A 25,160-nucleotide genomic window follows, 5' to 3' on the forward strand; every position below is an offset into this window, starting at 1 on the left:
AAGGTCTCGCATTTCTAACTTACGGTCAAACTCGCCAATCAGTAGATTTTTGTTATATCGTGTGATTCCGTCATTCCCAATCATTTCAGCGTTCACCTTTGATGTTTCTCGCACCGCTTCAATCTCGGATTTTAAATCATCGAAGTTAGGAATGCTTGCCTTGATTTCGTCTATTTCTTTCTTGGATAGTCCTGCTTCTTCTAATCGTTTGATAATGCTGTCAATATCAGCTTCCCAATCAATTGATTTGAGTTGTTCATCAATTTCAGCCATACGCTTTTCAAGCTCTATCTGAGTTTGTTTCATTTCTTTAATCGAAGTATTGACTAAATCCTCAACAACCTTGCTAAAGTTCAGGTCAACTTTAAGAACCCATGTTCCATTTTCCAAAACGTAAATACCCTGATTGTCACCATCTTCAAGGAAGATCATATCCCCTTCACGATAACCGTCAGGTTCAGGTAAAACGTTGGTAAACTCTAAACGATTACCCGCTTGATTGTAGACATAATTAATAAGTTCTGTCTTTTCTCTTTCTAACGCTTCTTGTCTAATCTTTTCTGACAAGGCGTCCTGAGATAACTTACCTCTGTTTATGTTCTTTTCAGCCTGTGATGTAGTAATACTTTTATTATCAAACCGATAACCTATGTTACGTTCAATCGCACCATCATAGGTTACCTCAACAACTTTCATATGAACAACTTGGCCATCTTTGAGTAGCACTTCCACGTTATCATGTAGCTTTAGTTGTGTTAGTTCACCGTATTCTTGCTCTAGTAAACCGAGTGTGTTCAGTGAAGCTGACATTTTAGGCTCGTCAACGCCAATATTATTCTCAAAAAACTTGCTCGCTTCAGCATTTAGAGCATTGATATTCTCATATTTATAACGAGTTAGTTCAACTTTTTCTGTCTCAGTCTTCTTATCATCCCCTGATCCAGTTTCACGCTCGTATGTAAACTCTGACTTCTCTTCAAGTCGTTCATTTCTAAACTCAACAAAACTTGTCCTAATAGGATAACCCTTATCAACATTAGGACTTAGGACAGGGTTACCATAAACCTTGGTTTCAGTCGTTTCTGCTTTATATCGAATCTGTGAAGAGCTTTTATCAGGGATAGCTTTATCAACTGCTAAAGTAGTAAATGGTATTATACGTGTCACCATCTCTTCAGTGTTGCTAGTGACTTTTAATTCTTCAACAAAGTCAGCTTCTCTGATTCGCATAGCGTTTGCACGTCCAAGTGTATTACCTAGCTTCATTCCTAAGTCAATGTATTTTACTTCTAGTTGATAAGCATTTATAATACCGTCATCATTGAAAAGAGCATTATATGCTGTAACGTCTTCATGTTCAAAATCGCCTCTTATTTTAGAATTACCTATAATTCTAATATCATAAGCGGGGTCTAGGTTATGCTGAATTTCTGTAATCATTTCTATAGGCGATTGTGAGGTGTATTTATGTGCTTTAACAACACTGTGTTTTAACTCGTGTAATACCCTAAGTTCTGCATTGACGTAAATAATACCACTTACGTTATCTTTCTCTGTTTCATATATAGTGAATTGAACATATTCACCATCTTTTTCAAACTGAGTTTTAATAATGTTCCCCTCAGTAAGATATTGTGACTCTTGTGCCATCATGATATGTGAGAACTGTAGGTCACAAAAACCGTTACTATAGGTTATCTCAGGGTCACTGACAAATTGAGTGGGTGACCCTAAGCCTTCATTGTTAAATGACTTATCATTTTTGTCATATATAAATAACATCTTATAACCTCCAGTTAGGGGTTACTTTGAGTGAAGTCACTTCACCAGACCATTTAATCCTTTGTCCTGAAGGTAATACAGGATATGGATAAGTATATTTCAAGTGACTCTGATTGCGATATGTATTAGGACTTGGTTTTGAATAAATCTTCTGCACCAAGCTATCAATATATAGAGTCTCCCCACTAGGAACTGCTTTCAGGGTGATTACTTCATCAGCGGTAATTTGTATATCCCCTGACCCAGATAACTCAAAAATTGGTTTCAATTGCCCAAAGTCATATTGGAATGAATCCCCGTTAGATAGTGTGTAAACTCTCTGAGAAACAAATGGATACCTTGCGGGTTGTAGGCGCAACTTCAATGTACCTTTCTGAGAACTCTTATACTGTCTACCACCCTGAAGTTCAATACTTTCAATCATACCCTCATACTCAGCATACGGGTCATGGTAGAAGTGGAAACGTAAGTTTGTGTATAATCTCAAATTGTCTAAAACATTTAGAGTTTTCTCAAACTCATCTTCATTCTTAGCAATTACTGTAATTTCAACATCAATCTCATTCGCTTCATCCGTCCCATTATCAATGGCTGTATAACCATCTCTACCTTTGAAAGTATATAAGTCACGTTGCCTGATTCGAGTAATTGTCTTAGGTCTACTTGCTACAAGGGTTGAAATGTTCTTGTTAAAATCTAAGACTCGCCCATCAGGATATGTAATAATTAGATTACCTGCGACTAATGGTTTTTTATTTTGTGTTAGTTTATAAACTGACACTATCTACCCTCCTATTCTTACAGGTTGACCTGTCCGCTTACTATACCGTTTACCCGCTTCAACTAACGGTTCGATTAATTTATCTGCTTGGTAGCGATTAATCGAATCACCAACCACTTGTACAGTGACATTCATTGTGATTGCTGATTCTGGAGTTACGGTTGTTTCAGACTTAGTTTGTTCTAAGTATTTTTCAGGGACTTTAATCTTTCTTAATTCATCTAAGAATGATTTATCCGTACCCGTTTTATACTTAGGAAGTCTATCTACAAACGGTTGTAGATTGATATTCTTCAATGCTTCACGTTTAAAGTTTGCAATAGATGGCCATACCTTAGTTCCTTCAGGGAGGTTATACTCAGTGTTTCTTGCGGGAGATACACCAAAGTACCCGTCAGGGGTTAGGAAAGGCTCTTTCTTCATACCGTCACCGAGGATTGCCAAACCACCCTCATGGTACTTAGTACCTGTTTTATGGTGACGTCCAAAGGTTCTATAAATAGTATTGATATAGTTTGTTACCGTTTTACCACGTAAACTATTGATATAACCTTGCGCTCTTGCTACTGCGGCCGAGGCATTATCAGTTGCTTTTAAAGGAACATTCGGTTTTAATAATCCATAGGTTGTAACCAATGCACTAGCAGCTCCAACAGGCACACTTGCATTATTTTCAGCGTTTAATGGGACTTTAGGTGTTAAAGCACCAAAATCATCTACAGCGCTAGTTGCTTCACCTACAGGGCCACCTGTTTCATTTCTAGCTAACAGTTTAGCTATGGCTTCCATACCTTGTACCTTGTTGATGTTAGCCTCAGCGCTTCCAGTGGCTTCACCTGTGTTATCCTCAGCTGTTAACTGAGCGGGTTGAAGTCCAAGTACGTTTATTAGCCAATAACCAACTAAAGCGCCTAAGTTGGTTAGAGCGTTACCTGTATTAGCTTCAGCGGTTAGGACTTTAGTATCCCCACTTGGGAAAATACCCCACTGAGCAAGTAACGATTGAACAGCACCTTCAGCGTCATCAGTATTCGCTATAGCATTTAGATACTTGTCAACAAACTCTGTATTGTTCCATAAGTCTTGTTGTTGAATTGCTGTACGTATTTCTTGACTAGCAATTGTGCCATCAGCAACTAATATTTTTTCTTCAGGGGACATAGCATTGAACACTTGTAAATCACTCATAGCCTGATTAATAGCTTCCTGAGCGGGTGTACCATTAGCGACTAGTTCCTGCACCTTAGCGTCAATAGCGTTCCATCCACCGATTTCTGCAAGTGCTTCATTGACTTGATCAGCACCTTCTACACCAATCATAGCCATCTTTTCTTCAAGGGTCATGAAGTCCCAAACTCTACCTGATTCTAAAACTTTGTTCACAAATTCACGAGTGTTATCATCAATGTTAGCGTCTTTTGACAGAAGCTCTAATTCATCCCAAGTCAATCCCGCTTCTTTAGCTTCTTCAATGAATTTTTCTAAGCCTTCAGTGTTGATATTCGCCATATCAATCCCGCTATCATTAATTGCCTCATTTAATTTGTTAAACGCTTCTTGCGCACCTTGTGTCATTTTTCCAAAGTCAATAGGATCTGTTTCCCAGATAGCTTTTATTTCTGCTTTAGATAAACCAGTTTCTCTTTCGAGATAAGCTAGGGCTCGCTGATAAGTTTCTGAGTTCTCATCAAAGGATTTACCTAATGATTCGGCTACCCTCTTTTGGGCTTCCATGTGAGAACGAATTAATTCAGAGTTTAAAGCCATCATTCTTGAATTGTGCGATCGTTCAAGTGTAGCTTGATTTTCTTTATATTCAGCATATCCCAGATTTGCTTCCTGAGCGTATTGATGGAAAGCGTCTAACTGTTCTTGATAAAGTTTGTCCTCAGCGCTTCTGAACTTTTTAATCTGTTCTTCACGCATTAAAACCTCTTGACCAGTCATATCCTTATAACTCTTAGTCATTTGTTGATAAATCTGATCAGTTTGCTTGGCGGTCTTACCAAGTGATATAGCATAGTCACCAAGAATTTCTTGTGTTAAACCTTGTACCTCTTTGAGATACTTCTCAGGTATGACCCCACTATTTTTTACAGTCTTTTCTTGAATATCGCCCAACCGATCCATAGCGTCTTGAACACGCTGAGTTTGCTGTTCAATATTCTTAATTGTAGCGTCTAGTGAGCCTTTAAGATTTCCTTGTACCGATTCGGGAAGTTTAGCAAACGATTCTCTCAATTTATCAATCTTTTCAGAGTTTAGCTTTTCGATTTCCCCTTGAATCTCACCAAGGCCACCGACAACACTATCCATATTAGAGTTCTGATTAAGATTGCTAATCTCAGCGCCTACTTTGGTATAAGCGTCCCGTACTCTGTAAAGTGAAGCCGCTTGCTTATCGGTAACATCAGTAATGCTAGGAAAGTTAGCTTGTATTCTCTGAGATTTTATAGCTTCAGAAGCAACATAAGCAAACCCTGCACCTAGGGCGGTAAGTCCTGCTGTTGCAATTCCTAATGGACTAGACAAGAACCCAAGTACACTTGCAACTTTACCTACAGCGCCTGTAAGTGCCATTGCTTCACCTGTAATACCACCGAGTTTAAGTAGTTTAAAGGCTTGTGTAACTGTAGATACAGCACCAGTTATACCACTAAACAGTTTTAATATCCCACCACCGATACTGATTACATTACCGATACCAGATACTACAGGCCCGAGTGCAATTGCTAAAGCACCCCATTTTACAATGTTAGTTCTAAGTCCTTGATCAATACCTGTAAACCAATCACTAAAGTCTCTAGCCATATCCTGAAGTCCACCTGTTGAATTTAACAAGTCCATTATAGATGGGAGTAAAGCGTTACCTATTTCAATAGCAAATAGTTTCAGTTTGTTTTTAGCAATTTCCCATTGAGCCGATGTTGACTCTAATTGAGTTTGATATTCTTGTTCTAAAGCTAAGTTTTCTTGATAAGCCTTACGTGAAGTTTCCAAGGCGCTATTCATCGTCTTATAACCATTAGCTAATTTCAGGATAGTATCACGCATACGAATCTCTTTTATACCTAAGTCTTCAAGGATTGGTACTAAGTCTTTACCCTCTTTTTTAGCTTTACCTAAACCATTAATAAATGATTGGAAAGCACCCATACTATCTTTATGGAATAGGTTGGCAAACTCATCACTCGTCATACCTGCGACTTTAGCAAGTTTACCTAATTGTTCTCCACCTTCAGAAACAGCTGAAGACATATCTACAAAGAATTTAGAAACACTACTTGCCCCACGTTCAGCTGTAATACCCATAGCTGACATCCCTGCTGATAGACCTAGAATATCTGCTTCAGCAACATTCATAGTTGACAATGTACCGACTAGCTGACTAGCCATTGACATAATTTCTGTTTCAGTAGTTGCAAAATTATTACCTAATGCAACCAGTGAAGAACCAATCCTGTCAATCGTTTTTGTTCCAGTACCTGATACGTTTGTGAAACGTGCAATAGCTTCTGAAGCTTCTTCAGCACTTAGTGAGGTTGCCGTACCGATTTTAGTCATTACCTCAGTAAACCGAGTAATGTTATCAGCACCTTTAATACCTAGCTGACCTGCAATTGCACCGACATTTTGTAATTGGTCAATAGCAATTGGCATTTCTTTAGCCATACCCATAATGCTCTTACTAATCTTGGCCATACCAGCGTCAGTTTCACCAGTGGTCTTTTTAATTTGAACTAAACCTTTTTCATAGTCCATAGCTGATTTTACGAATACAGCACCACCTGCTGTGGCTACAGCGCCTACTCGGGTAATGACATCCCCTACCTTACTGATACTACGTCCAAAGTTCATCATTCTGTCCCCAGCTTTATTTAAGCCATTAGACATCTTGTAAAATAAGTCGTTCTCACGTACCATGTTCTGAGCGAAAACGCTATACTCAGATTTAAGTTTCGCCATCTGAGAAGCGGTTGTTTCTAACTTTCTTGATAAATAGTCGTATTGATCAGTACCTTCTTTAGTTTCTTTCAACTTATTCACGTATTGACCTGCGACTGAGTTCAGGGTTGAGTATTGTTTACGCATAGCTTCAAGCGCCTTACTACCCATCCCTAAGGAATAGTTTTGGTCTTGACTCGCTTTAGTTAGGTTTCTTACCTGACGTCCATACTGACTTGCTTCTTTCTGTAAAGATTTCAGGCCTCGGTCAAAGTCAGCGGAGTCCATATCGACTTTTACAACGAGGTTACCTATTACATCTGACATTTATTCACCCCTTGTTTATATAGCTTCAGGGTGTTAGATACCTATGAATGTATCAAAGTACCCATCAACTACATTTTCATGTTCTTTATCTTCGTCAACAAATAGTAGGTCAAGTGCTTTGTAGAAGTCCATTTGGTCAATTTCTTCAATCGTCCAATTATAGGTTTCAGCTAAGTGTTTATAGACTTTCTTTATAAACTCCAGAAAGTCTACTTCATCTTTTTTCCCTGTTTTGAATCCTCGGCTTCTTCCTTTTGTTGGAAAGCAAGGTCAAAGATTTGTGAAGCTAGGTCATAGAACTCACCAATATGTTTAAAGAAAGCATAGTTGATAAACTCATCATAAGTGAACTGACCATTGAAGAACCCAACTATTAAATCAGTGGTGAACTCAATATCTTCATTCGGGTTAAATGCTGACGTATCAATATCATCTTCTTCCAACTCACCATCAATCCCTGCTTGGACCATTTTCAGAATCTTATTTTGAGTGGCTGTTGTACGTTTATCCCATTCAAGGACTTTTAGAATGGTTGCAACGTTTACCTTGTTTTGTTTGTAAATTGTTTTCTTACCGTCTTTGATTAAAGCAATTTCCACTTTTAGCACTCCTTACTATTTGAACTCTTTAATAATTTAAATTTATACAATAAAAAATAAGGGAGGTTTACCCCCCCCTTAATTGTTGCACTATGACTAATCTTCAGAACCTACATCGTGTGATCCACTATCTTCGTCATCAGTATCAATAGGCTCTACACTTTTACTTTCGTGCCATTTTGAAGTCACTGAAGCATTTTCAGCAGTACCACCAATCATATCATAGAAAGCATTGTTGAATAACAGCGCCATTGATTTACCTGAGATTGACGGTGTTTGATATGAGATTGATGAACCTTTAGTTTCCCAAGACTCCTCAAGTGGTGAGAACCGTACTTTATGAACTTGTACGAACTCATAAGAACCGTCTGAACGCTCTGCCTCAAACGTTACCCCAAAATATGGTGCAATTGCATTTGAAGTTACACGCATTTTACCATTAGAGTCAATTGGATAACCTAATAATTTAGCACGTTGTTTTTCAGTAAATGCTTTAGTACCTACCGTAATATCAAAAGCTGTTACAGCGGAGTTGTACTCAGATAAAATATCGTCCGCATATAAATCACCCTCAGTTACTTGTGGTGATAAACCGACTGACATCAAACCTTCAATACGAACAGGCTCGCCATAAGTAGCGCCATCTTCATCATCGGTTAATAATTCTTTAAAGTGAAAGTTCCGTACCCCAATACGCACTAGACCTTTTTCCATTGAAATTGTCAAATAAATCGTCTCCTTTATATTTAGATATTTATATATTTTATTCAGTAGAGTTAATATCGTATTCGATAAACTCCATATTCTCAGTTTCATCAACTATTTCATATTCAGAGTTGCTTGACTCGTCATAATAAAAACCTGTAGGTAATTTTTCATCTTTACCTACAGGTTGTATTTCATTGTAAATTGTCTCGTACTTATCCAACATATGTTTGAACAAGCTGTCATCTAGTTCAATCTTGATATGAATACTATAATGAAACAGGTTGGTATAAGCATTTTTAACGGTATACTCAGAGTTGATTATAAACCCAGCTTTTCTAAATGCTGATTTAATTTTTGCCCTCAGGAATCTGTATTCTTCATTTGCTGAAATATAGCTAACTTGAAATGTGTACCGTTCAAACTCAGGGGAGTCATCCGCATACATCGTATCTGTACCACCAATTTCATGGTATTCAAACAGTGGATATACACCATTTGTTGTACGATTCGCACCCACGTTATATATACCGTCAACTTGTGATATATGCTCTCTGACTTCAGGCTCTGAAAGGACAATATAGTGAATTAATTTTTCAATATTCAAACTACCACCCTCCCAGTGCTTCTCGAACTTCAGCGGTCATGACATCCTGAGCGCTTGCAAACATAGTAGGTAAAGCTCTTTCAATATGTTTACGAGGTGAGATACCTTTAGGATTACCCTTAGAGTAAGTACCTTCATGCACAAACCACATATACCAATAACTACTAGAACCGTAACCAACTTTTATAGATTTGTAAAACCCGCTTGTGCTTACATTCTCCATATCGACACTCGACTTAGCGTTACCTGACTTTGCGGGTGTAACCGCTCTATAAATCTCTTTAGCAACCTTACCACCTTCACGTACTGCTTCAGTGGTTTGTCTATTCATTTTATTGCTTAGGATAGCTAAATTATTTATGAACTCTGAAAGTGACTCAGGGGTAATTTCCATTGAAATATTAGCCATTCTAAGCACCTCCGTCTTCCAAGGCTTCCGCTAGGAAACGTATTCTATCATGAGTACCGTTAGTATCACCGACAATTGATACACGGTACATTTTCCCTTGGTACGTTAGTCTGTGTCTTGAACTTATTTTCTCGCTTGTCTTTGTGAGTCTGCATTCAAACTCTTTTCTATCTCTGAGGGTTTCAGCCCCTGATACAATTGTTTCTAATTGTTCACGATAAATGGTGACCTCACGACACCATACTTCAAAATCTTTTATCCAACGGGTTTCAACCGTACCAAGCTCTCGGTTTCTAACGTTAACCTGTTTATACAATTTAACCTTGTGTCGCATATCAGAGGTTTTAGCATTTTTCACTATACCTCACCTCCAACAGGGTTGGTTAATTCATCAATCGCTTTATCAGCCATGATAATTTCTTTTTCAGTCGCTTCAGGTGTTGGATAAAATCTCAATACATTAATAACTGCTGTAATACCAATCGGTAAAGCGTCTACACTCTTAAAGTCAAACCCCATCAAGTCACGATTCTCTAACCAGTGACCAACAATCATTTCAATAGCGGTCACTGTTAGAGGGTCTTCAGGGTGAAACGCCCCTGCTTTGAATAACAGGGATTGAGCACCCTTGATATATCGTTCAATTGTTGGATATTCGTCTTCGGTGTATCGTTGTGAGTCAGCGACTAGCTCTACGCTTATGATTGGTGTAATGAAGTCCATGACTCACCAACCTTAATGACTAGGCTTCAGGGCTAGCGGGTGCTACTGAAGTGTCAATTTGTCCCATCACTAAAGCTTCAGGGTCAAGTGATACTACACCAAAACGGTCAATAATACGAATATCATATGAGTTCCGTTTGAATGAGTCTCCACCAATTGTAGTAGGGGTAATTTCATATACACCTCGGTCTACAAAAGTGATAGCTTCTTCAAAGTCACCTACATAGAATGGTGCTTTTTTACCCGTATTAGCTAACGTGCGATCAGGTAATACTGTGATTGTATGACCATCTAAAGTATATTTATCAGATTGAGTCACGTCAGGTTGTAATAAGTAGTTACCATTTTTGTCTTTCATTTTCCGTAAGTAATTGTAACCAGTTTGATTAGTTACTAATTGAGCGTTTTCTCTGAAAGCAATATCTAATTTTAAGTCAAGAATATCTTTTACATCATCAACAGTAGATACAGCAACTTTGTTAGTGACAGCTTCTTTAAGCTTATCTAAGACAGCTTTGTTACGAGTAACAATAGTTTTCTTAGAAATATACTTAGCTACATAAGCCAACAAGTTTTGGTCTGTGTCTTGTAACAATTGACGAGGAATCGGTAAGATACCTGCATAATCACTAATCTTATATTCCTTACGCTCGAATTGAGGAGTTTCGATTTCAGGAATATTTTGCCATTCACTAACATTCACAAAAGGTGTGATAGTAGAAAGTTTTTCATAAGTGAACTCACCACTAGGAATATTAGTTTTGAACACACTAACTAACTTAGTTAAGTCAGCTTCTAACCCTCGTTTATATTCATGAATCATAGTTGATACTGACTTAGGAATGATGAAGCCACCATCTTCACCAACTGCTGATTGGAAATGAGGGTTCACTGTCGGAGCGTCACGTACTTCTAAAACACGGTCATAAACTTCAAAGTCACGACGGGTTAATTTAACACCAATAGGTTTTCGTAAAGCACGTACAAAAGTTTTTTCGTATTCTACTTCTAATTCTTCAATTGTTAATTCTCGTACTTCAGGAACGTTGTTCGCTTTAATTTCCACGTTCCGTTCTTCAACATTATCTAATACGATTTCACGGTCTTCAGAAAGGATAGTAATACGTTCTTTCATTTCTTTTAATGTAGAACTTAGATCTCGTAATTCATCTAATTCAGCTGTTTCTTTTACATCTTCAAACTCTGAGCGTTTTTCCTCATATTGTTTCAATAATTTACGTAATTCTTTATTCAAATAAACCGTCTCCTTTAATATTGTAATTTAATATTTGAACCTGTTTCCATATAGAAAGGTTCAGCGTCTTTAGCATCTGGTTCTTTATATTCGACAATGAAGGTTAAAGTTGAAATATCATCCTCAGTATTCGCACCGATTGAGATTTTCTGAACTTTCTCTAAGTCAATTCTTTCTACCGAGTTGCGGAGGATATTGATCAACATTTCATTTGTCATTTCAATCGAATCTTGCAACTAATCACCTCACAACATTTCATTTGTCATTTCAATTGAATCTTGCAACTAATCACCTCACAACAGTTCTACCTCAGATTGGATAATCAATCTTTCCCGTTCATCAGAATTATCTGATTGAACATTTTCCAAAGAGTTTAAACTCCTTGTAGATAACATGGCTTCCGTATCAGAATAAGCTGGTCTTGTAACGATTGATACATCGTATAATTTATCAATCTTAGTTACAGTCCGTTCATACATCCCGTCTGACCGTTTTCGCCATGTGTCACCTCCTTTCGGGATGGTAAAAGCGAAGCTACACTTACTGATTAAACCCTCTTTCATGTTTTCAACAAGGTCTCGTGAATAACTTGTATTAGTCGGCTTAAATTCAAACATCAATCCTGTATCGTCAACACTTAACGTCATATTATGACCTGCTCTAGCTAAGACATAGTTTTCATTATGGTTAAGTAAAGCTACAACATCACTCATATCAGTATCATTAAGACAGTCCCGTTGTAAATATTCAATAAAACCTAGGTCTTCAGAGGGTCTATTAAACTTCAGCGCATACCCACGAATCATAGTTTCATTGTTTTCTTCAAGACTTCTCACCTCAAAATCCGTATTAAATGAGCGAATATCAGTGTCTGTCAAGTTCTGATTCTTGCTGTTCTTCATCTTGTTTACCTTGTTGATTGTCATTTGGTTCTCGTTCATTCGATTTATCACCTCCTTGTAGTGCTACACCAAAGTTATTCGTATGGAATAAATCAATATTCTTGGCTGGTGCATAGTTTAGAGAAATGAACGGTTCGTTCCCATAATCTTTATCGTATGGGGAGTCCTCATTCTTAGCTCTTATCTCATTGATCGTGTTAAAACCATTGGCAAAGTTAATTTGATTGACTTCAGCTCTCGACTTACTGTCACCACGCAATTCAGAATCCATGTTAAATTTTACATAGTACCCTTGTTTAACCTCGTCATCAGTGAAGAGCTTGTTCATAAACTCTTGTTCAATCTGAACTACCCAAGGTTGAAGTGTATTCTTAACATAATCTAAAGATTGGTGTTCAATGTTGGTATAAGTCGCTTTATCCAAGTCATTAATCTTATGTAACGGTACTTTAAAAATACTTGCAATTCGTTGTGAGTTATACTTCTGACTACTCAACCATTGCATATCAGATTGACTAATACCAATTTGTTTATATTCTAAACCTTGATCAACAACCGCTATTGATTGATTGTTATTTATCTGTTCCCAAGCTTCCCTAACTTTCTGTTTAGCCTTAGTATCCAACATACCTTGTGCGGTTAAGATACCTTGCGGTAACCCACCGTTACGAATCATATTGTAATTATATTTATTAGCAATATCATTAGACTCTAATTGCAATCTTACAGCGTCAATTGGACTCATACCAATAATCCCATCTGTAGTCATACCTTTAATATGAATGATTTCAGACGAGTAGTATAGCTGACTATCACCATCTACAGTCGTTTGATAGTAAAGATTTCCTGTGTCTACATCAATGACTGGTCTAGTGATACTGGCAACCAAAGGTTTAAGCTCTTTAACGTTTCCTTTATTGTTGAACTCTATCAAGGCATAAAAATTACCCCAAGTACATACATCAGTTACTAGTAACTTTAAGAATGTATAAGGGGTCATGTATCGGTTAGGTGCAACTCTCAGGATATTGTAAATATCACTATCTGTGATAGGTTTAATACTTCCTGTTTTAGGGTCACGCTTATAAGTTTTAAAAGGTAACTTCGCTATATCATCCGACAAAACATTGATACAGGCATAAACTGTATCAAATAATAAAGCGTTACTAGGTGCTGCATGTGCGCTATTAAGTTTGTCTCTGTCAACATAAATATCAAACAGAGTTCCCCACTTATCATGCAATTCAGCGGTAGCCTGAACGTCTTTATAAAACAATTTCTCTAGCATTTATCTGTTCTCACCCCCTTTAATGACTCAATTTAGTCATTTATACTCACCTTCATACTCCTTAACTTCCTTTAAAACCCTATAGAAAAAGGCAAAAAAGAAGCCTGTGACGACTAATGTTAGTCCAAGAACAAACAATCCTAGAACAAAATTCACTAAAAAACTTGCATAAACTATGCAAAAAACCCCAATAATTACCAAAAAATCAAAGATAATTCCCATATTACCCCCTCATTTCTATACTCAAAACCTCTAAAATGACCAATTATCACTCAGGATAACTGCATTCATATCTACAACTTGGTCATCATACATAGCTCTAGCAAACGCATTTAAGATAGAAGCAATCGGGTCAATTCTATCTCTCGATACCTTTTTACTAATCTTTATATTCTCGTTAGCGTCAGTTATTATCACCGCATTACCTACTGCCCACTTCAGGAGCTTATCGTCTGTGTGAAATAGGGTTTGTTTATAGAGTTGTTCCCTAAATTTCTTAGTAGGTTCTGTTAATTTAGTAATACCTTGTGGAATATCCACCATAACAAACCCTTCATTTGTCAGGGTACTAGCTAAATGAGTAGCGTTCCATGTATCAAAACCTACTTCTCTACAGCCATATTTACGTGCCATTTCTCGTAAATCATTCATTAAATACTCATAATCAACCACCGCACCCTCTGTCAAGACAACCTCTCCTCGGTCTTTATACATTTCAAAAGGTGCTTTATCGTGTGATTTCCGCTCCATAAACTTCTCAGACGGGATATATGACCTCTGACCGCAAAGGAATTGACCTTTCTTAACTGCCACCCAACCTAGACTGGTTAAGTCAGTGGTTGAGGATAAGTCAATACCGTAATACATATTAGCGCCCTTCAGGAAATCTTCGACATCTGCCTCATTCATCACCTGACGCTCGTATTTCTTCATATCTATAAACCCATTATCCTTTTGGTCTACCCATTCATTCATATTTTTAGTCATAAAGTTTCGTAATTCTTCAGGTCTATCAAGTGCTAACTTCAAACCCTCTCTCAAAGAGTTGAGACCTTCTTCATACGTCACTACAACTGGATTCGATTTACCCCACTTAGACTCATCTTTTATATCGTCTTCGGGGTCTTTTTGGTATATTGCTACAAAAATACTATCATTTTCAATATCTCTATCTGGATTGAGAATATCCATACAGTATTGGTAATAGCTATATGCAGGATAATGTAAGTTAAACCCCGCTGTCGTGATATACAGCATTAAAGGCTGTTTACGTGCGACCATCCCTGTTTTCAGCACGTCTACAATCTCATTTGTTTCATGAGCGTTAGCATATTCATCAATAATTGCTACAGAAGGGTTTGTTCCATCCCCTGTTTTCTTTGCTTCACGAGACAAGGCTTTGATTGTTGAGCCATTCTTTAACACCTTAATTCTATGGTATGAATCAGAGTATTTATCTTTCAGCATATCCATATGCTCTATCTGGAATAAAATCTCCTCATAAGCTAACATTGATTGGTTTCTATCCCAACCCGCAATATATATTTCTTCTTGTTCTTCACTTAGAAAAGCTATATATGAAGCTAATAAGGACACTTTTTGTGTTTTACCTTGCTTACGTGCTTCAAAGATTAGTGCCTCACGAAAACGTCTATACCCTGTATCACTATTCTTAAAAGCTAAGATATTGGCTAGTTCAAATAGTGAACTAACATGTAATTCAATTGGTTGGTTAGCAAGAACTCCTTTACTATGCTTTGCTAACCTACACCATTCAGTGAACTTATAAACTTCTTCCCAATCGAAATACCATTTACTGTTATTCAAGTCTCTCAGGAAGCGTTCCATAGCCCACTTCATAGGTCTACCTTGGGGGATTGTACCGTTCAAGGACTCGTCAACATAAGTTAGTATCTGGTGTTTCACTTGTTTTATCCCATTGGTTAAGTAGTCCTCACTCAATTCTTCACCCCTTTTTTTATTATATGTATCTAAAAAAGCACCCTTTCATTTTGATAAGGTGCTTTCTTTTTTGTATATTTACTTAGTTGAAATGGTTGAGGGTTGGAGAGTATCTTCAGTATTCTACTGTGTACCACTCCAAAGTATTTGGCGCAATCTCTAACAGAATTAAACTCTAATACTGAGCCTTCAGGGAAAGTTACCTCTACCCCTTTAGCTCTAGGTTTCTTGTGTGTCACTCCAAAGATAACAGTACCGTTCGTCATAGGATTGTAGTCAGGGTTACTCATACGCTCTGCCTGAGCGTCTCGCATTTTCTTACTCCACGAAACACAAGCGCTACCACCATAAGTTAGGTTATAACCGTTCTCTACTGTGTCATATCGAATTATATATTCAGTTTCTTTAGCAATCGCTTGCTTCTCAGTGAGTCCTGTCAGAAGTATTTCATGTTCAAAATTATCAAACCCGTATTTCTGAATAGCGTTATAAAAATGAGTACACCCCTGATAATTCTTCCATCGCTTCTCAGGGTTCTTACTAATACCTACATACTTCTTACCGTTAATCTTATTGGTGTGCATATATAATGAATATTCACCCAAAAATATATCTCTCCAATAAAAAAAGCCACCGACTAAACGGTAGCTTCAATGTTTTTAATATCCTAATGCTGATCCAAATAATTTCTGCTCTTTGGTTTCGGGTTCTTCTTCAATTTGTTCTTTATCTTTACGTAACTTGTTACGACTCAGGAAGCCAATCCCTAGCTCCTTACCATAATCTAAAGTTTGCTTATGATAACGATTCTGGAGGTGGGATAGCTTAGTATAATCAGGGTCAACATAATCTAACTCTGCCATCTCAGCGGTAAGTTCCCAATAAAGTTTTTCAGCGACAAGGTAGCGACAAAGTGTGTCACTTTCTAAATTACTCATTAGACCTGTTCCCTCAAACTGATCAATGAACCAATAGAAGCGGTCATGAAGTTCATCAGGAAGTGAGTCAGTAGGAACAATTTCATCATCTTTCATCCTGATTTCTGTACGTCGCTTTTCCTCAATCTCTGCCTTTGTGTAATGCTTGTTACTATATTTTTTTGCCCATTCAGCAGGCATATTATACTGTGCCATTTTTTCACACCACCTTTCTTTAAAGTAATCATAGCTTGTGGCAATCTAACTTAATTTCACAAGTTAAACTCTCATAAACTCTGATTGGTTTTACACTAAAAAAGATAATTTTTGTCCCAAAAAGGTTAAAAAAGGGAAATTCATGTGAGGAGAGGGGGCGGGCGGTCTTTAGGTATAGTGAATCCGTGATATTTGCACGGGGTATGGGAACAAGCTTTCAAAACGTTGATATATAGGGGTTTTTAGTTGTTGCTTGTGGTATTTTGTTAAGTAAAAGTTTGTGATTTTCACTTGTTAATTGTTGATTTGTTGCAATTTTCTGCTGTTATTTGTGAATATTACAGCTATTATTTTGTTGCATTGTCATTATTGTTATAACAATAGCAATAATATTATTATATCAACCATTGATTGAGTTAGTTATTCACAAAGTCTTAGCGTTACTACCCTAACAGTTAAGCGCCTAACCTATGAGCTTGTAACTATTAGCTATAACATACGTTACCAACGATCTACACCTACAACAATTCATTGAATGGTTAATAGAATAGTAACTATATGCTAGACTATTTAATAACCAATCTAAGACAGAACAATAAGCAATCTATCCTATAACTTACTTACCTGCTATCAGAAGCAAACCTATACATAATATAAGCGGATACTATTTAAGTCTTTATAACAGTTAGAATTGACATGCACCCTACTCAATAACGCTTAGATATATCTAACCTGTATCAAAATCTATATGCTATATAGATAGGTTATCAAGGTATGGAGTACTCAATACAATATGATGAACCGATCTTTTTACTTCATTATAAGCAAGGTTTAAAGCTATCTTATTTCAGGACTTAGCTTATAAAGCCATCAATCAAGGCTTACTTATATTGCAATCTAACCTTGATAAGTCTTAAATCAGGGTCTAAATGTATTTAAAATGGCGCTTGTCATATTAGATATAGTCTTCATATAACTAGGGTTGTAAAATTATTTTAAGCGTATAAACGTGATAACAACGGGCTTCAATAGGCTTTGACTAAAATAATTTAAAGAAAAGATAAAAAACCTATTGACATACGTTATAGCGTCAGCTATAATGTGCTTGTAAATAAAACAAGCGCAAAAGTTTGTTAAACAACCTATAACATTCTATAAACTAGTTTTTTTTTACAATGTAAAGGTAAAATATTGCTAATCATTTTAATTAAGGAGGAAAAAGAAATGGAATTAAAAATCTGTATTTGGAATTGGGAAGACTATAACGAGGGGATCAGCTCTTGGAAATGGTTTAAATTACCAGATGAAGCGGACAACTTAATAGATTATATAAAAGATTGGGAAGAGCCTTTTATTTGTGATAGTGAACATAGTTTTATAGATGAAGATGATGACATATATTCGGTTATAGATTTTAGTCAAGATTATGCTAATCATGGTTTTTATGACTTTGTTCAGGATTACTATGATATTTATTCTGATGATTATATATATGACATGGGAAGCTTTGATGAAATGTTTTGCGGTGTTAATCCGCTCGATATTGCGCAACGTATTTTTTACGGTGATTTTAACCCTAACCACGATTATTTTATCTTTGACGGCTATGAAAATTTAAAAAGCTTAACAGAGTATGACAGAGAAAAACTTGAAGAAGGTTACTACAATGAAGCAATTGAGTATGCTTTTAGAAACTATTAAGGGGGTACAAGCATGAAAATATATAACGATTTAAAAGAATTAATGTGCGACAATGAAGAGTTAGCTGAAGAATTGTTGAACGAGTTTGACAATAATGGATGGGTAGAAAATCAATTGTATTTATATGAAACTGTAGAAGATTTTGCAGAATACGAATTGACAGAAGGTTGGTATACGAATATAGGCTTAGGCATGAATCATGATTACAGGGGTGCGCCTAATCCACTAGATTATATTGACTTAACGGCGCTAGGAGAAGCGTTAGTTAAATCATGGGATGTGTCAAGTCACTACATTAATAAGAAAAAGGTGATTGTTCGAAGTGATTATGGTTGGTAATGATATAACTGGAAAGAAGAAACGGTTTACTCTATGTTTTTACCGCTTAATTACTCAAATAAAAATTAGATATTAACAAGAAGATTAGAAAAATAAGAAGGGATAACTATGCAAAAATTACTAAACCAATTTAATAAAATTTATGAACAACTTTACAACAACGATTCAAAAAATATCTATACTTGCGGTTATAATGAAGCTGTAACCGCTTTTGATGAAAAAATGAAAGATGATAGCTTTAAAAAGTTATTAGGTGAATTTATCCTCTTTAGTGGCGATTTTATAATGTCAGACCGTGAAGCAGCGGCTTTCATGTTTGCACTAAGTGACTTAGATATGATATAAGGAGGAAAAATAAAATGCAAATTATAATTTGTATTCAGGATAGATTAGATTATAATAAAGGTATTGACTCTAAAGAATGGTTTACATTACCAAGGGATCTGGATAGGCTGATACATGTAGCGAATACATGGGAAAAACCTATTGTATATTATAGCGATTATGATTTTATAGGTGAAAATGATATAGATACAGTGATAAAATTTAGTAAAGATTATTGTAATTATAATTTTAATGACTTTTTAGATTATTATTCTGATAATAATTTAAATGGTGAAATTTATTCCATGTATAGATTTAATGAAGTGATGAACGATTTAAACCAACTAACAAATAACTATACCCCCTTAGATATTGTTGACAAAGTTTTAAACGGGGACAGATTTAATTCGGGCCATGAGTATTTTATGATAGATAGAAATAGAAATATAGTAAGTTTATCAAACGAGGACAGATTAAGACTTGAAGAAATGTATTACAATGAAGCTATAAAAACCGCTTTTATCAACAGTAGGAGGTATTAACCTTGTGCAATGAATTGAATAAAAAAGACTATAAAAAAGATTATAAAAAAGCTATATCTTTACTTAATAAGGTGTTAATGTTAGACTTGACGCCAATAGATCAAAAAAATCTTATGAAAGTTAAACGGCAATTACTAACGACTTTTAAACAATTAAACAGATAGGGCGCACCCTATCAGAAAAATAAATAGACTTATGAACCGTATATAAAAGGCGGTTTATAGGTCTATTTTCTTTTGTATGGATATATCTTAATTGCATTAGTGTACCCTTAAACGGGTAAGCAATAGACTTAAATTAAGCGTGATTTTAGGCGCTTAAATGTGTAATGATTAAATACCTTAATTGACAATTCAGAGGCTTTATAGGCTAATTATAAGCCTATATGCTTAATCAGGATATAGGGGAACGCCCTTTATAAAAGCCATGCACCTTATTTAAGCTTTTAACCGCCTTTTAAGACGTTTTAAGCTTAACCTATATAAATTACCCTACTTTTACATTTAAAAGCCTTGTAGGCCATTTATAAGCTATATATGACCTATTATTGTGATCAACAGTAAACTAATAACAACTAAGTGACTGAATTTAATGTTATAAAGTTAAATCTCATTTAGTTAAATCATAGACAACTTAAAATTAAGCTTTTAACCGCCTTTTAAGACGTTTTAAGCTTAACCTATATAAATACCCTACTTTTACATTTAAAAGCCTTGGACAGCGTTTATAAGCGCTTATTGAGTATAAAAAGCTTCAATCTATCAGTAAGGTAACCCATACCTTAAGACTCAGAAACTAAAATCACAAGCTAAAATATGACTGTATTATCATAGCTTTCTTGATATATTTATCATTCACTTTTCCATATATTCAAACTTTATCAGAACAAGAAAAAAGCTACGTTTTCCTAACAGGAAAAACCTCTGTTTTCGGACAGCGGGCCGCCTAGTTCACAATTTGAAAATTTTAAAATTAAATCAAAAATTTGTAAAAAATGAATATATCGTTTTTGATAAAAATTAAAACAGCGTTTTTTGCAAATGCCTTACAGGAAACTTTCCTGTTTTCGGACGGTCATTATATAGACGGTCTTTTTTTTATTTTAAATTGATAATCAGGAAAGTTTTTATAAAAGCAAATTAGTCAATAAACGTGTAAATCTTTCTGACAAACAATCAGGGTATATAGCTTGCAAGTGTTGATGGACTCAAATTATCATTGATATTTTGGAAAGCTTTTACCCTATTTTTAAATCAGGATATTATAGACAATCTTACAAATTAAAACACACTGACCGTTTACAGATCAGTGTGAAAGGAGGAAAATATGAATACAACTTGAGAAGTTCGATAAGTTATATTTCAGGAAGATATACTGTATCCTGCAAACCCCAATAGACCATCAAAGTTCTCTGAGAGTTAATATCTAATCTCTCAACAATACTATTATAACACAATTTACCCCCTATTTTACTGCACTTTCATTGTATTTTTTAAATTTTTTTATATATTTTTAAACAAATTATACTGTTTTAATATCAACTCACGTTATACAGCATAAAGATATTAGATAATAACGTTAATAATATAAACATAACCATCAATTGCCAGTATCCTATATTCATGATGAAACTAATTTTGACATAACCCCACTCAAACTAGATTTGACTCTAGGGGTATTGAAACGAAAGTTGAGTTCAGGGGTATGTAAAACCAATTTTGAATACAAGGGTATTGAAACGAATTTTGAATACAAGGGTATTGAAACCAATTTTGAATACAAGGGTACTCAAACGAAAATTAACCTCAGGGGTGTTGGGGTCTGATTTTATACTCAGGGTATACGAAACAAAATATAATCCCCTGTCACCTCCCCTACTTTCAGAGGTTGTGCGGTATACTTAGGGAGGTGAAACTTTTTAGTTACTTAAATATAAAGACTATATACTTCTTCTCTTAAAAGAAAAATAAATACTTTAGAGAATAAAAGTAAATAAAGGTATTGTGAAATAAAGTTTTCCGAGGTTACAAAAATAAAAATATGTAACCTTTATGTAACCTTTTTTGTAACCTTTAAAAAGACTATTATATCAATATTTCTAAAGAAAAAATAGTATAAGGTTACATGGTTACATAAAATTTTGAAAGTTCTACGTTTTTTATATTTTTTATATTTTTAACCCCTGATAGATTTTAATATTTCTCTCATTTTATAAAAAGATAATATTAAAAAATAAAACTTTTTAAAAATCCATGTAACCCATGTAACCTGTAACCACACCCTCTGAGCCTTACTCTCCCAAGGGGTATAAGGTTACATTATAGGTTACATGTTTTTAAAAATGTAACCTCTGCAAACGTTTTCTACACCTAATACGTGTATTTTGAACATTAAAATTATCTCATAATTAATGAGGTTTTTCTAATAATTTAACCATGTTTTTCTCATTATTTCAAACTAGAAACAATTTATATATTTTATATTTGTTCAAACAAATCTTTCACAAACTTTTCTTCATTCATAACAAATTCTCACTTTACCTTACCCTACTGTGAATGTTAAATCAAGGGTTAAGTGCATACCATGATTCCTGAGGTGAAGCCAATGAGAAAACAGAGCATAAAAAAAAGAGCCACTCAGAGAAAGTGGCTGGAAGATAAAAACTCACCTTAAGTACATTATACCATATTAATATACTTAAGTGAGTAACCATCAGAAATGATAAGGTAATTATTTTAGGGAATGACAACAAAAAACAAAATTTATGAATAAGAAACTTATCTTAAATATATTATATCACACAACTACCAATAAAGCAAGCTATTTTAAACATCCATTGATTAATTTTCCAAACCCATCTAAAACTAACCTTCAGGACGCCAACCTCCCATATCCTTACTTGCTGTTTTCCGATTATGGCACGACTCACACAAGCTCTGATGGTTGTTACTATCCCAGAACAATTTCTTGTTCCCTTTGTGCGGTACGATATGGTCAACAACCGTTGCAACGGTTGTTCTACCGTGTTTCTTGCACTCCTCACACAACGGGTGTGCTGATAGGAACGCTTTCCTATAACTTTGCCACTTCCTATCATAACCTCGCCTGTAAGCACTTCCCCTGAAGCGTTCATAATCAAGTTTATATTGACGTGCTTGGTCTTGGTGATCGGGGCAATAGGTTTCTTTGGTTAGGTTGGGGCAACCCTGTACAGCGCACTTACGATACCAAATTGACAATGTTAGTTCACCTCTTCCTGATGAAAGGTTAAGGGTGAGGTTGTCAATCGTTAGGTTGTAGTCAACTTATGCTGATAGAGTACTGATAGCGTACTGACATTACCCTTGACAACCCTAACCTCAATTTCACCTATTGTTTCATTCGTTCTTTTGCTATATTGAAATATTTTTCATCTAATTCAATCCCGTTGTTGTGTATCGATGTCTGCAGAATAATTGTTTAATCAACTTTATCATTGTCACACCCCGTTCCTTTCACCATAAATAACTTCTCATACTTACCTCCTGAACCTGTTCCACTTTGGAAGGTCGGTCTTGCTTTTTTAAACTCAAAAACACATTCAAATCGATTGTCTGATATTTCATAACTACTTAGTAAAACTATATTATCCTTAGCAGTTTTTACGCACCAATCATAAAAATCAGAGTAATTTAACGCCACTTTATAGTTATGCCTTGTGTTCTCATAAGGTGGGTCAAGATAAATTATTTGATTAGTCAGGTCGCTAAAATACTGGTAAGGTTCGGTGGATATGGATAGGATCGAATTGCCAAATCTATATGGCCTATTACCAGATGATTCTGTTTGACTTAGTTGCTGTAGCTTTTTCAACTGTTCCAAACGTTCCAACTGTGGAACCCTTTGTAACTGACCTAAACATTCCAACTGTTGAACCCTTTGTAACTGACCTAAACATTCCAACTGTTGAACCCTTTTAGAGTCCTTGCTCTTGTAATCAGCAAATGCCTTTTTATAAGTATAAGTCTGTATATAACCGTTAAAAACATCATGATTGTCTATAATATCTTTAGCTAAATTGTATTTAATATCGCTTATAGCTTCGTTGTGAAGATAATTTTTTCTGTTGTTACCAAACGAATTGACAAGTAACTTTAATTCATCATCAATCGTTTTATTTTCCTTATCTCTAAGTTTAAAAAAATCTTCTCTACTGATAATCAATGTTTTAAGGTATTCCTTGTCGCTATACAGTACCTTGGTAAACATCCCAACCGCTGTAGAGTCTAAATCATTATAGTGTACTGGTATCCCATTAATGAGGCACTCTGCTGTAATTGCACCACCGCCACCAAATATGTCATAAACCTTTTTATCCTTTAGATCAAAGTTCTGTTTTATGACTTCTATAATCTTCTTAGATATTTTCTTTTTACTTCCTTGATATGGTAAGCCCACCGGCTTACCTTTTCTGATTTTCTTTTCATCTAAAATTAAATTCATATATAAAAGGAATAGAAAACTAGTTTTTAAGCGGCCGCAACTGCTCCTACTCCTTTCTTTTTATTTAAATATCAATCAAAATTTTTAGAAATTTTATAATACTCTTTAATTAAATTATCCATATCTTGTGTAGAAATTGATAAATATATAATCCAGTAAATTTCATCTCATCCTCGACTAAATTATGGAATAATCTTCCACCACCTCAATATAATTTCCACCAAGCTTGTCATTTCACATTGCATGCAATTAGGTTTTGAATATACTTTAATCATTTACTATCTCCTTCACTCCAAATAGATATTTCTTTATTCTGTCTACACCGATTTTTTCAACGGCTTCTTTCGCTTTTTCTTCCGTATCAAAATAGTGTGGACCAGGCTTGTCGTTATAATAGCGATTCGAATAAAATTCTAAACCATGTTTTCCATTAAGGAAAAACCCCCAATTATCTCCACCCTCTACAAACGGTCTACCCATTTTCTCCAACTCTCGTAACACTTTTAGACGCTCTACCTCAAATTCCGCTTCTTCTTTAGTTTTGAAAACATTCCCAATTTCAAACATTTCTTTGCCACTCGTTGTGCCAACCCAAATCGCCCCATATACTTTTCCTGACTCATCTATGTACCAATACTCATCTCCCTCTTTAGGAAATTCCTCCTGTTCATATTTATCCTTTAGCTCTCTAATTCGCTGTTCATATTTATCCTCTAGCTCTCTAATTCGCTGTTCAAATTCTTCTTTTAGTTTTTGTAATTCTTCGTTCATTTAAATCCTCCGCTTTCATCTTCAGCTAAGTATTGGTTTCCTACCCAATGTTCATATATATTTCTTACTGCGATTTTAATCTCTGTAGATTGATAAGCATTAAACTTATCTTCAACTTCCATAAGTTCTAAAGCAATTCTATTTAATTTTTGCAACACTTCTCTTTTAAGTTCATACGGTTCTAATGATTTATTTAATTTCAAGATAGGTTCGGTCATTGTTTGATGTATCTGTTTCACCTCGTCTTCTTGAGTAACCGTCACTAATTCTATTCTACTATCAATCAAATTTGCTAAGACTAATTCAAGTTCGTCAATGATAATGTTTTCTGGTGGTCTGCTTTTCATATTCAAATATTGACTTATTGAAATAGGTTTAGAGATATCGTACCCTAATTGATTAGCTTGATCTTCAACTGTTTCAGCCATGATTTGATTCTTAGTTACAATAGTTGCACCAGTCTTTGCACTCGCCTTAATAGCTTTAGTTGTTTTTCCTGAACGTCTTGGTGCGTTAATAACTTTCATTCTTTTTATTCCCATCTACTCCACCTCCAACAACTCATATATGTTATCAGTAGCTT

Annotated in this window: 24 protein-coding genes and 1 pseudogene; 4 read left to right on the plus strand and 21 right to left on the minus strand. The window is 35.4% G+C overall.

All coding sequences use genetic code 11. The features are described from left to right. From G396_RS09750 to G396_RS10825, 17 genes and pseudogenes are all read right to left on the minus strand, one after another. Positions 1 to 1,782 (minus strand): annotated as a pseudogene (locus G396_RS09750) (hypothetical protein); the annotation flags it as partial. A 1-nt stretch (position 1,783) separates the two neighbouring features. Further along, the gene (locus tag G396_RS0100770; RefSeq protein WP_028124726.1) at positions 1,784 to 2,563 is read right to left on the minus strand and encodes a hypothetical protein; all 780 of its coding nucleotides are present in this window, start codon (positions 2,561 to 2,563) and stop codon (positions 1,784 to 1,786) included. 3 nt (positions 2,564 to 2,566) lie between these two features. Then, entirely contained in the window at positions 2,567 to 6,835 is a 4,269-nt protein-coding gene (locus tag G396_RS0100775) for a phage tail tape measure protein (protein WP_028124727.1), read from the minus strand. Between the two features lie 209 nt (positions 6,836 to 7,044). Continuing rightward, positions 7,045 to 7,434 (minus strand): hypothetical protein, encoded by a 390-nt coding sequence (locus G396_RS0100780; RefSeq protein WP_028124728.1) that lies wholly within the window; start codon positions 7,432 to 7,434, stop codon positions 7,045 to 7,047. A gap of 96 nt (positions 7,435 to 7,530) precedes the next feature. Then, entirely contained in the window at positions 7,531 to 8,160 is a 630-nt protein-coding gene (locus G396_RS0100785) for a major tail protein (RefSeq protein ID WP_028124729.1), read from the minus strand. 37 nt (positions 8,161 to 8,197) lie between these two features. After that, on the minus strand, positions 8,198 to 8,746 hold the full coding sequence (locus G396_RS0100790) for a hypothetical protein (protein ID WP_028124730.1): 549 nt from the start codon (positions 8,744 to 8,746) through the stop codon (positions 8,198 to 8,200). 1 nt (position 8,747) lies between these two features. Beyond that, positions 8,748 to 9,155, minus strand: a complete 408-nt coding sequence (locus G396_RS0100795) for an HK97-gp10 family putative phage morphogenesis protein (protein ID WP_028124731.1) — start codon at positions 9,153 to 9,155, stop codon at positions 8,748 to 8,750. A gap of 1 nt (position 9,156) precedes the next feature. Beyond that, a complete protein-coding gene (locus tag G396_RS0100800; protein ID WP_028124732.1) occupies positions 9,157 to 9,513 on the minus strand; it encodes a phage head closure protein in 357 nt (118 codons plus the stop codon). Then, positions 9,513 to 9,878, minus strand: a complete 366-nt coding sequence (locus G396_RS0100805; protein WP_028124733.1) for a head-tail connector protein — start codon at positions 9,876 to 9,878, stop codon at positions 9,513 to 9,515. Before G396_RS0100805 ends, G396_RS0100800 begins: the two co-directional genes overlap by 1 nt. A gap of 19 nt (positions 9,879 to 9,897) precedes the next feature. Then, positions 9,898 to 11,133: a phage major capsid protein gene (locus tag G396_RS09755; RefSeq protein WP_034907330.1), complete on the minus strand. Its 1,236-nt coding sequence runs from the start codon at positions 11,131 to 11,133 to the stop codon at positions 9,898 to 9,900. Positions 11,134 to 11,147: 14 nt separating this feature from the next. After that, complete coding sequence (locus tag G396_RS0100815; RefSeq protein WP_028124734.1) at positions 11,148 to 11,369, minus strand: hypothetical protein; 222 nt, start codon at positions 11,367 to 11,369, stop codon at positions 11,148 to 11,150. 57 nt (positions 11,370 to 11,426) lie between these two features. Then, entirely contained in the window at positions 11,427 to 12,074 is a 648-nt protein-coding gene (locus G396_RS0100820) for an HK97 family phage prohead protease (protein ID WP_248623891.1), read from the minus strand. Further along, complete coding sequence (locus tag G396_RS09760; protein WP_051221016.1) at positions 11,998 to 13,323, minus strand: phage portal protein; 1,326 nt, start codon at positions 13,321 to 13,323, stop codon at positions 11,998 to 12,000. The genes G396_RS0100820 and G396_RS09760 overlap by 77 nt, the downstream gene beginning before the upstream one ends. Positions 13,324 to 13,359: 36 nt before the next feature. Beyond that, complete coding sequence (locus G396_RS0100830; protein WP_028124736.1) at positions 13,360 to 13,545, minus strand: hypothetical protein; 186 nt, start codon at positions 13,543 to 13,545, stop codon at positions 13,360 to 13,362. 30 nt (positions 13,546 to 13,575) lie between these two features. Further along, positions 13,576 to 15,285 (minus strand): terminase large subunit, encoded by a 1,710-nt coding sequence (locus G396_RS0100835; RefSeq protein WP_051221018.1) that lies wholly within the window; start codon positions 15,283 to 15,285, stop codon positions 13,576 to 13,578. A 29-nt stretch (positions 15,286 to 15,314) separates the two neighbouring features. Continuing rightward, positions 15,315 to 15,890, minus strand: coding sequence for a GIY-YIG nuclease family protein (locus G396_RS0100840; RefSeq protein ID WP_028124738.1), 576 nt, complete (start codon positions 15,888 to 15,890; stop codon positions 15,315 to 15,317). Between the two features lie 54 nt (positions 15,891 to 15,944). Continuing rightward, positions 15,945 to 16,418, minus strand: coding sequence for a hypothetical protein (locus tag G396_RS10825; protein ID WP_051221021.1), 474 nt, complete (start codon positions 16,416 to 16,418; stop codon positions 15,945 to 15,947). A gap of 1,224 nt (positions 16,419 to 17,642) precedes the next feature. Between G396_RS10825 and G396_RS0100850 the strand changes: the two genes are divergently transcribed. The 4 genes from G396_RS0100850 to G396_RS0100865 all read left to right on the plus strand — a co-directional run bounded on the left by G396_RS0100850 (position 17,643) and on the right by G396_RS0100865 (position 19,324). After that, a complete protein-coding gene (locus tag G396_RS0100850) occupies positions 17,643 to 18,119 on the plus strand; it encodes a hypothetical protein (protein WP_028124739.1) in 477 nt (158 codons plus the stop codon). A gap of 12 nt (positions 18,120 to 18,131) precedes the next feature. Continuing rightward, positions 18,132 to 18,458, plus strand: a complete 327-nt coding sequence (locus G396_RS0100855; RefSeq protein ID WP_028124740.1) for a hypothetical protein — start codon at positions 18,132 to 18,134, stop codon at positions 18,456 to 18,458. A 108-nt stretch (positions 18,459 to 18,566) separates the two neighbouring features. After that, complete coding sequence (locus tag G396_RS0100860) at positions 18,567 to 18,803, plus strand: hypothetical protein (protein WP_028124741.1); 237 nt, start codon at positions 18,567 to 18,569, stop codon at positions 18,801 to 18,803. Between the two features lie 14 nt (positions 18,804 to 18,817). Then, positions 18,818 to 19,324: a hypothetical protein gene (locus G396_RS0100865; RefSeq protein ID WP_028124742.1), complete on the plus strand. Its 507-nt coding sequence runs from the start codon at positions 18,818 to 18,820 to the stop codon at positions 19,322 to 19,324. 2,864 nt (positions 19,325 to 22,188) lie between these two features. Here the strand turns inward: G396_RS0100865 and G396_RS12015 are convergent. The 4 genes from G396_RS12015 to G396_RS0100895 all read right to left on the minus strand — a co-directional run bounded on the left by G396_RS12015 (position 22,189) and on the right by G396_RS0100895 (position 25,119). Beyond that, positions 22,189 to 22,563 (minus strand): HNH endonuclease, encoded by a 375-nt coding sequence (locus G396_RS12015; RefSeq protein WP_028124743.1) that lies wholly within the window; start codon positions 22,561 to 22,563, stop codon positions 22,189 to 22,191. Positions 22,564 to 22,783: 220 nt separating this feature from the next. Further along, entirely contained in the window at positions 22,784 to 23,806 is a 1,023-nt protein-coding gene (locus tag G396_RS0100880; protein WP_028124744.1) for a DNA adenine methylase, read from the minus strand. 267 nt (positions 23,807 to 24,073) lie between these two features. Next, positions 24,074 to 24,577, minus strand: a complete 504-nt coding sequence (locus tag G396_RS0100890; protein WP_028124745.1) for a hypothetical protein — start codon at positions 24,575 to 24,577, stop codon at positions 24,074 to 24,076. After that, positions 24,574 to 25,119, minus strand: a complete 546-nt coding sequence (locus G396_RS0100895; protein WP_028124746.1) for a hypothetical protein — start codon at positions 25,117 to 25,119, stop codon at positions 24,574 to 24,576. The genes G396_RS0100890 and G396_RS0100895 overlap by 4 nt, the downstream gene beginning before the upstream one ends. Between the last annotated feature and the right edge of the window lie 41 nt (positions 25,120 to 25,160).

This window comes from Eremococcus coleocola DSM 15696, from assembly GCF_000428865.1.
Lineage (GTDB): Bacteria > Bacillota > Bacilli > Lactobacillales > Aerococcaceae > Eremococcus > Eremococcus coleocola.

What these genes read in the sequence shown, in the direction of transcription:
- G396_RS0100775 (WP_028124727.1), bottom strand. Translation starts at nt 6,835, where the DNA reads ATGTCAGATGTAATAGGTAACCTCGTTGTAAAAGTCGATATGGACTCC.
- G396_RS0100795 (WP_028124731.1), bottom strand. Translation starts at nt 9,155, where the DNA reads ATGGCTAATATTTCAATGGAAATTACCCCTGAGTCACTTTCAGAGTTC.
- G396_RS0100805 (WP_028124733.1), bottom strand. Translation starts at nt 9,878, where the DNA reads ATGGACTTCATTACACCAATCATAAGCGTAGAGCTAGTCGCTGACTCA.
- G396_RS0100820 (WP_248623891.1), bottom strand. Translation starts at nt 12,074, where the DNA reads ATGAACGAGAACCAAATGACAATCAACAAGGTAAACAAGATGAAGAAC.
- G396_RS09760 (WP_051221016.1), bottom strand. Translation starts at nt 13,323, where the DNA reads ATGCTAGAGAAATTGTTTTATAAAGACGTTCAGGCTACCGCTGAATTG.
- G396_RS0100830 (WP_028124736.1), bottom strand. Translation starts at nt 13,545, where the DNA reads ATGGGAATTATCTTTGATTTTTTGGTAATTATTGGGGTTTTTTGCATA.
- G396_RS10825 (WP_051221021.1), bottom strand. Translation starts at nt 16,418, where the DNA reads ATGGCACAGTATAATATGCCTGCTGAATGGGCAAAAAAATATAGTAAC.
- G396_RS0100850 (WP_028124739.1), top strand. Translation starts at nt 17,643, where the DNA reads ATGGAATTAAAAATCTGTATTTGGAATTGGGAAGACTATAACGAGGGG.
- G396_RS0100855 (WP_028124740.1), top strand. Translation starts at nt 18,132, where the DNA reads ATGAAAATATATAACGATTTAAAAGAATTAATGTGCGACAATGAAGAG.
- G396_RS0100860 (WP_028124741.1), top strand. Translation starts at nt 18,567, where the DNA reads ATGCAAAAATTACTAAACCAATTTAATAAAATTTATGAACAACTTTAC.
- G396_RS0100865 (WP_028124742.1), top strand. Translation starts at nt 18,818, where the DNA reads ATGCAAATTATAATTTGTATTCAGGATAGATTAGATTATAATAAAGGT.
- G396_RS0100880 (WP_028124744.1), bottom strand. Translation starts at nt 23,806, where the DNA reads ATGAATTTAATTTTAGATGAAAAGAAAATCAGAAAAGGTAAGCCGGTG.
- G396_RS0100890 (WP_028124745.1), bottom strand. Translation starts at nt 24,577, where the DNA reads ATGAACGAAGAATTACAAAAACTAAAAGAAGAATTTGAACAGCGAATT.
- G396_RS0100895 (WP_028124746.1), bottom strand. Translation starts at nt 25,119, where the DNA reads ATGGGAATAAAAAGAATGAAAGTTATTAACGCACCAAGACGTTCAGGA.